This is a genomic window from Shewanella glacialipiscicola (assembly GCF_023283485.1).
In the GTDB taxonomy this organism is placed as follows: Bacteria; Pseudomonadota; Gammaproteobacteria; order Enterobacterales; family Shewanellaceae; genus Shewanella; species Shewanella glacialipiscicola.
Genome location: NZ_JAKILU010000011.1, coordinates 75,392 through 87,841, shown reverse-complemented (window position 1 = coordinate 87,841; position 12,450 = coordinate 75,392). Strand labels below are relative to the sequence as shown.

Sequence of the window (12,450 nt, the reverse complement as noted above, 5' to 3'; positions counted from 1 at the left end):
GCTGATGTGCAACATTATTTGTATTTTTAGGTTTTATTGCAATTATTTTTTAATAGATTTGATTTGCCTCTGCAATTTGTGCGTTATTAATCCCAATTTTAGCCAAGTTGTGAGCGTTAACGCTTTGTTTAATAAAAGTTGAACGTATTGGTTGCTGAGTTCATTTCATTCAAATATATTTGCAACAAATAATAGCAACAAGGTAAAGGTGAAATGATGGATGCAACAATGACGGCGGCTAATGCTGCCCAATGGAAAATAGATACCCGCTTCGATAGTACGGATTGGGGCTGGATTATTATGAGTATCGGCATGGCAATTGGCGCGGGGATCGTATTTTTGCCCGTACAGGTCGGTTTAATGGGCCTGTGGGTGTTTTTACTGTCTGGCGTAATTGGCTACCCGGCTATGTATATGTTTCAGCGTTTGTTTATTAACACCTTAGCAGAATCACCAGAATGTAAAGATTACCCGAGTGTGATTTCGGGTTACTTAGGTAAAAACTGGGGCATGTTATTGGGTGGCTTGTACTTCACTATGTTGGTTATTTGGGTGTTTGTTTATTCAACAGCCATCACTAACGATAGCGCCTCATTCTTGCAAAGCTTTGGCGTGACAAAGGAATTATTGTCGCGTAATCCCTTCTACGGTTTAGTGCTGATTTGTGGTTTAGTCGCTTTAGCATCCCGTGGTGAAAATCTATTATTCAAAATATCTACTTTTATGGTGCTGACTAAGTTGGGCGTGGTCGCTGTATTAGGGTTATTAATGGTGGATAAGTGGGATATCAATAATATTGGCGCGATTCCAGCAACAGGGGATTGGTTAAAAGATGCCATCGTTATGTTGCCCTTCACGCTAACATCGATTCTCTTCATTCAAAGCTTAAGTCCAATGGTGATTTCATACCGCTCGCGGGAAAAATCTTTAGCTGTTGCCCGTTTTAAAGCCATGCGGGCGATGAACATTGCCTTTGGTATCTTGTTTGTTGTGGTGTTCTTTTATGCAGTGTCATTTACGCTAGCGATGGGACATGATCAAGCGGTGCGTGCATCAGAAGAAAATATCTCGGCCTTAGCTATGGTCGCCCAAGGTATGCAGGGACAAACGCTTAAACTACTCAGCCTGACCTTAAATATTTTTGCAGTAATGACGGCTTACTTTGGGGTGTATTTAGGTTTTAGGGAAGCTTGCCAGGGTTTGACTATGAACATGCTACGCCGCTATATGCCTGAAGATCGTATCAACAAAAAGCTGGTTGGTTACGGCATCATGATTTTCACCATTTTACTGTCTTGGGGTGCGATTGTATTAAATGCCCCAGTGTTAAGTTTCACCTCAATTTGTAGTCCTATTTTTGGTTTGGTTGGATGCCTTATCCCTGCTTATTTAGTATATCAAGTGCCAGCGCTGCATAAGTACAAGGGCGCGTCCTTATACATTATTATCATTACCGGTTTATTACTGTGTATATCCCCGTTCTTAGCGTTTAGTTAACCTCAAGCGCGAAGTTAAATTTAACTATAAAAAAACAGGTGTTGAATTGATCAACACCTGTTTTTGTATGTGAGATTTAACACTCTTATGGGTTATTTTGTTTAAAGGTTATGAGAAGTTGTCGGCTTAATGTGCACTTTTGTATGTTTTTTACGACTGAGATAACGGCGTTATTGTGCTGACAGTGAGAGCCCTTATAATGGCGCGCAATGACTCCAGTCATCCCTTTTTCTCTAGCGCTAAATAATGTTAAGGAATGTCATCATGCAAAGACGCAATTTTTTAAAAAGTGCGGCTATTTTGTCGACCGCGGGATTTATCACACCGGTGCTGGCATCTTCCTCGCAACCGAGTGTTGTTGAGCATAGTTCAGCGGAGGGACGTCGTCGTTTTACCTTAATCAACACTTACCATCTTGTTGCTCCAGAAGGCTCTGAAGGCGTGGTTAAGTTGTGGATCCCGCTGCCTGAAGATACGCAATTTCAATGGGTGCGTAAGCTGAGTTTTACTGGCAGTTTTAAAGATGCCTACATAACTTCAAACAACCGTTACGGTGCTAAAACTCTGTTTGCAACTTGGCCAGATGCCAAATCGAGTATGACCATGACGGTTGAGCTAGATATTGAAACGTTAGATTGGGAACCTGTGAAAAGCGGCGCCTTGGCCCACTACCGTACGCCAACAGAAATTAGTTATCCTGCAGATGTTGAGTACTATTTATTTCCCACTAAACATATGCCAATTAACGGTATTGTGAAGCTAACAGCAGATAAAATTGTGGGTAGCGAAACAGAACCATTAAAACAAGCGCGGCTGATTTATCTTTGGGTTAGCGCCAATATGTTCCGCGATAATAGTGTGATTGGTTGTGGTTCGGGTGATGTGGCCAGCATTTTAGCCAGTGGTAAATTAGGTGGTAAATGTACCGATATTAACTCCGTATTCGTTGCGCTAATGCGCGCCGTGGATATTCCTGCCCGCGAAATGTTTGGTATTCGTTTAGGTCAGGCGATCAAGATGGGTCAATATTCTAAAAAGGCGTTTGGCAGTGCCGATGACAAAGGCGTTGCCGATGTCAGTGGTGGTCAACATTGTCGCGCTATGTTTTATTTAGCGGGTTATGGTTGGTTGCCTGCCGATCCTGCTGATGTAACCAAAATGCGTTTAACCGAGAAAAAAGAGCATAGCGATCCTGCTGTTCAGGCGGTAAATGATTACCTCTTTGGCAATTGGGAAATGAACTGGGTTGGTTTTAATTATGGCCGAGACTTTGATTTATTCCCTGAAGCTGAGCAAACACCATTGAATAACTTTGGTTATCCCTACGCCGAAGTCGATGGTGATCCTGTGAATTATTATGAACCTAAAGTATTTGCCTATGACTACCAGTCAACCGAACAACGCTAAGGGACTTTTTGCGACTATGGCCGCTGCCGTTATTGCTGCTGTGGCTTCAAGTTTGTGCTGCATTGCCCCACTTATTTATTTGGTGTTCGGTGTGTCGGCCGCGAGTTTGTCGGGGATAGAGCAACTAAGCTGGTTGCAAGTACCTATGTTGATATTGTCGACTGGGCTTATCTTAATGGGATTTTGGCGGCTCTATTTTGCGAAAAAACCATTGTGCACCGCGACGTTAAGCCGTACTCAGATGGTATGGCTCTACTGGTTAACTGTGCCTATTGTGCTGGCGTTTCAGTTATATCCCTTTGTATTACCTTGGTTATTAGAGGTTTTTGAATGAAGTTAGTATTATTTATTGCCTTAATTCTTTGTTCAGTATCGAGCTGGGCGGCAAATCGGCAAGTTACCTTAGATGTTAAGGGTATGACCTGTCCGCTATGCGTCACTGTCGTCAATAAAGCCTTGCGACAAACCGATGGTGTGATTAAGGCTAAGGCTTCGTTAAAAACCGAGCAAGCCATAGTGACTGTGCCTGAGGATTTTAATCTAGACATCTTGCTCAAGGCGGTCGATAAAACGGGGTATAAGGGCAGTATTAATAAAATAGAGAACTAACTAAAAAGCTGCGTTTATCGGAACACATCGTATCGTTAAGTGCGGCCAAATATCGGTTTTATCCCGCTCGTATAGGCCATTTTACGTCGTTTAAAATTGAGCGTGAAATGGCTTATTGGCAAACGTCAGTCAGTAATTGTTCGGCAAGATGTTGTAAGGTTTCCGCTTCAGGGTGAGTGTGGGCGAAAGTTCTTAAACCATAAATTCCCATCATTAAATATTGTGCTCTTTGCTCGCTGCTGCGATGGCCTTGCAACAAACCTTGCAGTTTCGCGGCGGCGAATTGTTGCATCAACGCCAACTGCATGGCTTGCAGATACTGGTTGATGATGTTTTGGATTTCAACATCTTGTTCTGCAATTTCATTGAGCGCCTTAGTCAATAGGCAGACTTGGCCACTATCGCAACTTAAGCACTCAATAACCAGATAATCTAAGTAGGTTTTCAAATTGGCGAGCACATTATCGCTATTGGCAAACAAACGGTTAAATTGCTCGCTCCTATCTAGTTGATACTGTTCAATGGCTGCGATTAATAATCCGCGTTTATTGGTGAAAGCACAGTAAATCGACCCTGGATGTAACCCCGTGGCTTGAGTGAGATCTTGCATGCTCGTTTTGGTGTAACCCTTGTGCATGAAGGCGGCCATAGCGCCGCGAAGTACCTGTTCTCGATCGAACTCTGCATTACGCATCGAATTTAATTCACCTAGTTGACATACTTAGGCGAAATTCTACCTAAATTTGAACAGACATTCAAAAATAAACTTGAATGATCATTCAAATAATAATATCTTGAACGCATATTCAAGAATGGGACCAGAAAAATGACCACACAAACTGCGCCAAATCTATTGGCTAATCTGTTCGAAACCTACTCGCTTAACGACACTATTAGCTTAAAAAATCGTATTCTTATGGCTCCATTAACCCGTTGTATGGCGGATGCTAATTTGGTGCCAACCGACGATATGGTTGCTTATTATGAACGCCGCGCCGAAGCAGGTTTGATTATCACTGAGGCGACGATTATTCGTCCTGATGGCCAAGGTTACCCCAATACTCCGGGTATTTTTACTCAAGCGCAAATAGCCGGCTGGCGCAAAGTGACCGATGCAGTACATGCTAAAGACGGTAAGATTTTTGTACAGTTATGGCATACCGGCCGTGTATCTCATCCACACTTTTTCGGTGGTGGCGATGTACTTGCCGCATCAGCACAAAAGATTGAAGGCAGCGTACCCAGAATGCGTGAGCTAACTTATGTCACGCCAAAAGCTGCCACGCTCGAGGATATTCAAGGTTTAGTGCGTGATTACGCCAAAGCGGCAGAAAATGCCATTGAAGCTGGGTTTGATGGTGTTGAAATTCACGGTGCTAATGGTTATTTAATTGATACCTTTTTACACCATGACAGCAACCGCCGCACCGATGAATATGGTGGTACACCTGCCAATATGTCGCGTTTTGCACTGGAAGTGGTCGATGCTGTCGCGGAGCGTATTGGCAAAGACAGAACTGGTTTACGGATTTCTCCGGGCGCATATTTCAACATGGCAGCCGATAGCCGTGACCGTGCAGTGTTTGATTATTTTTTACCTGAGCTTGAGTCGCGCGATATCGCCTTTTTGCATATTGGTATTTTTGATGACAGCATGCAGTTCGACTATCTTGACGGCAACGCTTCAAGCTATGTGCGCGCCCACTATGGTAAAACCTTAGTCGGAGTCGGAAGCTACAGCGCCCAATCTGCGAGCGAAGCGATTGCAACGGATAAGTTCGACTTAATTGCTATCGGTCGTCCCTTTATTGCCAATCCTGATTATGTTGCCCGCGTGCGTGATGGCGTTGAACTCGTGCCTTACAGCGACGAAATGTTAACAAGCTTAGTGTGATTGTGCTTAATAGCTGAATAACTTAATAAAGAAAGGGTTAGCATTTGCTAACCCTTTTTATTTGCGTGGTTTACGCTGTTTTGATTAGTGCGATGGTTTAATCTGTTTTAGCCAATGCTCTTAGTGCTGTGAGTTTTTGTTGGGCGATGCCAAAAATACTCTCTGGAGCATATTGCCCTGAGTTCGGTAATGCCGTTGGCGACAAACTTCCGGCATTTTTACCCAGTAGTAGCTCCATTGCCTGAGTTACATGGGTGATAGCCCAAATGTGAAACTCCCCAAGTGCAACCGCATCGACAATATCTTTACGCAGCATTAGGTTGGCGACGTTCGAGGCGGGAATAATCACCCCTTGCTCTGCTGAGCGGCCCTTGATTTTGCAAACATCAAAAAAGCCTTCAATCTTTTCATTCACGCCGCCAATAGGCTGCGCCTCACCAAACTGGTTCATCGAACCGGTTATGGCAATATCTTGCCTGAGTGCTTGCTCACTAATGGCTGAGATAATGGCGCAACATTCGGCCATTGAGGCGCTATCGCCGTCCACGCCGCTGTAAGATTGCTCGAAGGTGAGGTAAGTAGTGAGCGGGATGTGCGCAGTTTTACCTAACACTGAGGCTAAATAAGCGGTTAAGATCAGTACGCCCTTAGAATGAATTTGCCCTCCAAGTTTGACTCTGTGCTCGATATCCATCACCTCACCCTTACCAAAGGCCGTGGTTGCTGTGATGCGATTAGGCATACCAAACTGGTGATCTGAGGTCGATATCACAGATAACGCATTGATTTGTCCGACCACCTTACCTTGAGTGCTGATCAAGGTTGTGCCGTTGCTAAAGCTTTGCATTATGTTGTCGTGTAGGCGCGAGACTCGTTGCTCTTGATTACGTAACGCTTGCTCAACGTGTAGCACTGAAATTTGTTCACTGCCTGCTAATTTTGCGCAGTAGTTGGATTCTCGCAGCAGGTTAGCCACATTAGCCGAGTGCAGCGACAGCTTTTGCTGATCTTCAGCTTCACGTGAGCTGTATTCAATGATACGGGCTATGGCGGCGCGGTCGCAGTGCAGCATGTTGTTATCGTGCACTATGCTAGAAATAAAACGAGCATAGTGCGCCTCAGAGGTTGGAGTTCTGTCCATCAGATCTTCAAAGTCAGCGGTAACACGAAATAACTCACTAAAATCAGGATCATAATGCTGTAACAGCTGATAGGTTTCATGATCGCCAAAAAGAATAATTTTCACATCTAACGGGATAGGTTCAGGTGCCAGTGAAATTGTACCTGATAGCGAAACTTCCCGTTCGAGTGAGCTTAAATCCAGTTTGCGTGAACGCAGGGCACGCTTGAGTCCGTCCCACACATAAGGGCGCTCTAATACTTTAACGGCGTCCATCAACAGTACGCCGCCGTTAGCTTTGTGCAGGCTACCTGAGCGAATAAGCGAAAAGTCGGTGAACACAGTGCCTCTAAACGTGGCGTTTTCTACATAGCCAAATAAGCTGTGATAACTGGGGCTTTCTTCGACGACGATGGGGAATTTTTGCGTTCCTTGGCCGACCAAAACGTTAACTTGATAGCGGCGAGGCATTTTCTTTTCAAGTGATGCGTAGGCTAGGCCCAATTGTTCTTCGCTTTCTTCTAAAAAAATGTCCAGATTATCTAAGATATCTGCCTGCATACCCGTTAAGAAAGTGCGCGCCTCAGGCTGATGTTTAAACTTATCTTTGAGTGGCTTAATAAAATGAATTAACACTTCTTTGGCAACTTGCTCGTCATGCTCTTGCTGCTTATCGCTAAACTCTTCTTCCCATTCAGTTATCTGGCGAATAATGCCGCGCAGCTTAACTTCAAGGCCATTGATATTACTTTCAAATTGGTTACGTTCAGCCTCTGTCAGTGCTTCAAATGAGCTTTCGTCGTGGGGTTCTTCACCATTTAGCGCCACCATTTGATAGTCGCCCTGCAGGGTTAAACTGAGGCTTATGCCTTTTTGCTTCGCTTCTTCGGTTAATTCTGTGAGTGCTACTTCTTGTTTTTGTGCTAGTTGGCTTTTGAGTTTTTCGGTGCGGGCATAATACATTTCATTATCAAAGGCTAAGGGCATAGCTTTGACCAGCTTTAACATTAACTTTTCGACAGACTTTTTAAACTCAAGCCCAGTACCTGCATTGAGTTTGAGCACTTTTGGACTACGAGTATCATCAAAATTGACCACATAACACCAATCGTACAAAGTATGATCGCTGGGTTCGTGGCGGCTTAAGTAACGCAGCATCATAGTGCGTTTACCTAAACCGTTTTGACCTATGGCATAAATGTTATAGCCCTTTTCTTTAATCCCCATCGCAAACTCTACCGCTTGCTGGGCGCGCTCTTGGCCCACAATATCGTCAAGTGGAGTGAGTTCGGCCGTAGACTGACAATCTTTGCTTAATTGTTCGAGTTCGCAAATGCGATACAGTTGTTTGCTGTTTAGTAGCATGGCTTGGCTTGATACGACGTCAGTGGGCATAAGTATCCTTATTTTTAGCCTTATTATTTCCATTGTAGACAATAAGATAGCATTTTTGTCAAACATAAATTCGTAATTGACTATTTATGTTGGTAGGGCGAGGTGCTCTAGCGCGAAAAGAACCGCGTGGCACTGTATCTATACTTAGTTCATTAACGGATAAGTCATTGTTAGCCATTTAACTTGTTGAAATGGTGTGTTCATTTTTTGTGCTAAAGTTGTTGGGGAATATTGATTGAATTGAACTTGATTGGTGTGGCTCGTTAGACAAGTATCACGACAGTGAATGGTTTGACCTCTAAAGTAGTTAAAGGCCGATATGATACCGTTGTGTAGGAGCTGAAATTGGCATTAATTGATGTGTATTGAATTGAGATACAGAATGTTTTTTGTTTGATTAACGCTTATCTGTAGAATTCTATCGAGTATACGTTTGGCTCTGTAGCGTTCTAACCGCAAGTGCATTAAGTAGTAACTAGGTGTTAGATAAGATGATGAATGTGCCCATTTCGCAGCAACAACTTGACCTCTGGTTAGCTGACTTAAATTTAATCGCTGGCATATCAAACTGTAAAGCCACGCTATTAACATGGAATGCAGTGGGTGAGCTGAGTAGTTTGTTATGTTCAGACGCCGTTGTTGAAAACGAAATACAGGCAATACTAACCCAGTTGAGTGGCAGAAATATTGCTAACCCCAACCCTACGACTACCTCATCTGCATTTACCACTGACCGTTACATTAAAGATTACGCCGCTCAAAACACCATTCAGGATAAGCGAGTTAGCTTGAGCGAACCCATTTTGCAATCGTCGCCGCTAGAGGTTAATCAGCACTGCACATTTTTATCCCCCTCGCAATTATCAGCGTTAGTGGGTGAGGCCGAGTTGATTACGGATACTCAGCTTCACCCAGCTTGGTGCACCAGTATTGTTATCGGTAGTGTCATTTTTATCCCACTTGCTTGGCCATCAGGGGCCAATTTTGGCTTCTTATGTTTTTACCATAATGAGCCACAGGGTGTTGATGCTAAAACATTGCAGCTTACTAAGCTTGTCGGCGACAGTATTCAACGGCAGTTAGCTGACATATTACGCCTGCATAACGCCACAGAATCGCTCAATCGTGGCACGCCCAATAATATTGATGTGATTGATTTACAATCATTCATTGATAGTTTTGACGAACATATCTGGATGAAAAATACCTATGGTATATACACTTTGTGTAATCGTAGCGTCGAACAAGCATGGGCAAAGCAACGCAATGAGATCATTGGGCATTCCGATGTAGAACTTTTTGGCGCCGATACAGCAGATAGCTACCTAGAAGGTGACCGATTTGCGATTGAATCGGGTACGCCTATTATTGTCGCTGAGTGCTTAGCTGGCGCAGAGTCTAAACCCCATCTTTGGTTAGAAACCCTAAAACTGCCTGCGTTTAATGCTGCCGGTGAGTTCGCTGGGGTTATCGGGATGACGCGCAATATTTCAAAGTACAAAGCCGTTGAAGATAAACTGACGCTGGCGACCAATGTATTTAAACACTCCTTTGAAGGCGTTGTAGTAACAGATAGACACGGTAATATTACTGATGTTAATGGCGCGTTTTTTGAGATAACAGGCTATACGAGGGAAGAGTTACTCGGTCAAAATCCACGGATTTTTAGCTCGGGTCGGCACGATAAAGCATTCTTCGATACACTGTGGAGCACATTGTTGGCTGACGGCAAGTGGAATGGTGAGGTTTGGAATCGACGTAAAAATGGTACTATTTTCCCGCAAAATATCACTATCAGTACTATCTATGATGAAGTGGGGGATATTCGCTATTTTGTGGCCGTGTTTGCCGATATTTCAGCCCAGAAAGAGAATGAAGCGCAACTCACGCACTTAGCCTATTTCGACCCACTAACGCACTTACCCAATCGCATGAAGTTTATGATGCAGCTCAAACAAGAAGTGCGACACGCTAAGCGGTTGAACATACAGTTAGCCATTGTGATGATAGATGTTGATTTGTTCAAGCATATCAACGACAGCTTTGGTCATAGCATAGGGGATGAAATGTTGGTTGAACTTGCCAAACGATTACGCGGTCAAGTTGCCGGGCAAGATGTGTTATCGCGGATTGGCGGTGATGAATTTGTGGTATTAATTTCGGGGATTGATAGTAGTGATGATGCTACGATTGCCATTAATCAACTGCGGCAAGTCTTTGAACAGCCTTTTATTGTGAGCACGGGCGATCACTTACGTTTAACCGCGAGCATGGGAGTTTCTTTGTACCCGAGCGATGGACAAGATGCCGCCACTTTACTGCGTAACGCCGATGCTGCTATGTATCGCGCCAAAAATGATGGCCGTAATAATTATGCTTTTTATACCGAGTCTTTAACTCAACTGTCATTGGAACACCTTAAGCTGCAAAGCGCCCTCTATGGTGCCATTGAACAAAATGCTTTGTATCTGATGTATCAGCCCAAATTAGATTTAGTGACCCGCAAAACAGTAGGCTTTGAAGCATTATTGCGTTGGCATGATCCCTTGCTTGGTTTAATTTCACCGTCGGTATTTATTCCTGTGGCTGAAAAAATTGGTCTTATTCATGAAATAGGCTTATGGGTGTTAGAAACCGCCTGTCGTCAGGGCGTGCGCTGGCTTAGCGACGGCAAACACTTTGGCCGTATTGCGGTGAACGTCGCCGGACAGCAGTTACAACGCAGCTCGTTTGTTGATGATGTAAAACGTGTTCTAGCCGAAACGGGTTTACCAGCCAAACACTTAGAACTTGAAGTGACCGAAAGTGTAATGATGCAAAACCCAGATGTAGCCATTAGTGATTTAAAGCGACTTGGCGATCTCGGCATCGAATTATCGGTAGATGATTTTGGTACCGGTTATTCGTCACTAAATTATTTGAAAAAGTTACCTATCCATAAACTTAAGATTGACCAATCCTTCGTGCGGGATATTCCCTTTGATACCAATAATACCGCTATCGCTAAAGCTGTGATTGCACTTGGGCATGCGTTGAAGCTCGAAATTATCGCCGAAGGCGTTGAAACCCAAGAGCAAGCGGATTTTCTGCTGCAAAATAAGTGCGATCAAGCCCAAGGTTATCTCTTTAGTCGTCCACAACTTCCGCAGGATCTCGACGCATTTTTATCGTGAAATGGGTTTAACCCCAATGCATAACAGACTAGCGTCATACACCTAGTCGCTTAGGTCTGTGTCTGTTAAAATTCTGCACACTATTTTTTGCGGTGCTCTGTTATGTCTTTTAGTGTTTTATCCTTAAACTCCACGTTAGTGAGCACCTTAGCCAATCTGGGTTATGAAACGCCAACGCCTATCCAATTGGAAGCTATTCCCGCCATTTTAGCGAAACGCGATGTTATGGCTGGCGCGCAAACGGGTACGGGTAAAACAGCCGCATTTGCATTGCCCATCTTGCATCATTTATTAACACTTTGCCCCTCGCCAGATTTAGCCGCAGTTAGGCCAATACGCGCATTAGTATTAGTGCCAACGCGGGAGTTGGCGGTGCAGGTACAACAGAGCTTTGTTAAGTATGCTAAAGGAAGCGATATTCGTGTCGGTATCGCCTACGGCGGCGTGAGTATTGATGCGCAGGCGGCCGTTTTTAATACAGGGATTGATGTATTAGTGGCAACACCGGGCCGCTTACTCGATCATCTCAGACAAGGTGTACTAAGTCTTAAGCAGCTGAGTATGCTAGTGTTTGATGAGGCCGACCGTATGCTCGATATGGGGTTTATGGATGAAATTACGGCAGTGCTTAAGCAAGTACCCAGAGACAGGCAAACGTTATTATTTTCTGCCACTTTAGATGCCGCTATTTTTAGCTTAAGCAAAACGCTACTGCGCGATCCCAAGTTGATTGAAGTTGCCAAGCGCAACACTACCGCCACTGAAATTGAGCAAGTTGTTTACGCCGTTGATGCCGACCGTAAAACGGAACTGGTTAGTCATTTAGTGCGCAGTAAAAATTGGCAACAAGTGTTGATTTTTAGCCGAACTAAACAAGGCGTCGATAAGCTCGCTTTGCAGCTTAATAAAGCCAATATTATCACGCAGGCTTTTCACGGAGATTTATCCCAAGGTGCGCGCGAGAAAGTATTGCAGGAGTTTAAACAAGGCAAAATTCAAGTGCTGGTGGCTACAGATGTCGCCGCCCGTGGCTTAGATATTGTTGAACTCAAATACGTGATTAACTTTGAGTTGCCGTTTATTGCGCAGGATTATATTCACCGAATTGGCCGCACAGGCCGAGCGGGCAGTGCAGGGCTGGCTATCACGCTCTTTAGTCAAGATGATGCTCTACTACTGGAGGAAGTTGAGGTGGTTCTCGACAAACGCTTACCGCAACAATGGTTACCCGGCTTTGAGCCCGACTTTAATAAGATGGAAGCTGAGCCAAAACGCAACGGTAAAGCGGCTCAAAAACAGCGAGCCAAGAAACGCGCATTAGGCAAAAATGGCAGTAGATAGCTGAAATTGTAATA

The 12,450-nt window shown here is 44.1% G+C and carries 9 protein-coding genes; 7 read left to right on the top strand and 2 right to left on the bottom strand.

Annotated features, from left to right (window positions below; translation table 11 throughout):
* Positions 1-216: 216 nt before the first annotated feature.
* The 4 genes from L2717_RS10480 to L2717_RS10465 all read left to right on the top strand — a co-directional run bounded on the left by L2717_RS10480 (position 217) and on the right by L2717_RS10465 (position 3,513).
* Positions 217-1,497: an SLC5/6 family protein gene (locus L2717_RS10480; protein ID WP_220772661.1), complete on the top strand. Its 1,281-nt coding sequence runs from the start codon at positions 217-219 to the stop codon at positions 1,495-1,497.
* Positions 1,498-1,761: 264 nt separating this feature from the next.
* Entirely contained in the window at positions 1,762-2,904 is a 1,143-nt protein-coding gene (locus L2717_RS10475) for a transglutaminase-like domain-containing protein (RefSeq protein WP_220772634.1), read from the top strand.
* A gap of 16 nt (positions 2,905-2,920) precedes the next feature.
* Positions 2,921-3,238, top strand: coding sequence for a hypothetical protein (locus L2717_RS10470; RefSeq protein ID WP_308445842.1), 318 nt, complete (start codon positions 2,921-2,923; stop codon positions 3,236-3,238).
* A complete protein-coding gene (locus L2717_RS10465; protein WP_220772636.1) occupies positions 3,235-3,513 on the top strand; it encodes a heavy-metal-associated domain-containing protein in 279 nt (92 codons plus the stop codon). The genes L2717_RS10470 and L2717_RS10465 overlap by 4 nt, the downstream gene beginning before the upstream one ends.
* 112 nt (positions 3,514-3,625) lie before the next feature.
* Here L2717_RS10465 and L2717_RS10460 read toward each other — a convergent pair whose 3' ends face one another.
* Positions 3,626-4,207 carry a TetR/AcrR family transcriptional regulator gene (locus L2717_RS10460; protein WP_220772637.1) on the bottom strand — a complete coding sequence of 194 codons (582 nt, stop codon included), beginning with the start codon at positions 4,205-4,207 and terminating at the stop codon, positions 3,626-3,628.
* A 132-nt stretch (positions 4,208-4,339) separates the two neighbouring features.
* Here L2717_RS10460 and L2717_RS10455 point away from each other — a divergent pair, with 132 nt between their 5' ends.
* Positions 4,340-5,407 (top strand): alkene reductase, encoded by a 1,068-nt coding sequence (locus L2717_RS10455; RefSeq protein WP_220772638.1) that lies wholly within the window; start codon positions 4,340-4,342, stop codon positions 5,405-5,407.
* Between the two features lie 97 nt (positions 5,408-5,504).
* Here L2717_RS10455 and L2717_RS10450 read toward each other — a convergent pair whose 3' ends face one another.
* Positions 5,505-7,922: a Lon protease family protein gene (locus tag L2717_RS10450; protein ID WP_220772639.1), complete on the bottom strand. Its 2,418-nt coding sequence runs from the start codon at positions 7,920-7,922 to the stop codon at positions 5,505-5,507.
* A gap of 491 nt (positions 7,923-8,413) precedes the next feature.
* Between L2717_RS10450 and L2717_RS10445 the strand changes: the two genes are divergently transcribed.
* Positions 8,414-11,095, top strand: a complete 2,682-nt coding sequence (locus tag L2717_RS10445; protein WP_220772640.1) for a putative bifunctional diguanylate cyclase/phosphodiesterase — start codon at positions 8,414-8,416, stop codon at positions 11,093-11,095.
* A 102-nt stretch (positions 11,096-11,197) separates the two neighbouring features.
* The gene (locus L2717_RS10440) at positions 11,198-12,436 is read left to right on the top strand and encodes a DEAD/DEAH box helicase (protein ID WP_220772641.1); all 1,239 of its coding nucleotides are present in this window, start codon (positions 11,198-11,200) and stop codon (positions 12,434-12,436) included.
* Positions 12,437-12,450 lie beyond the last annotated feature (14 nt).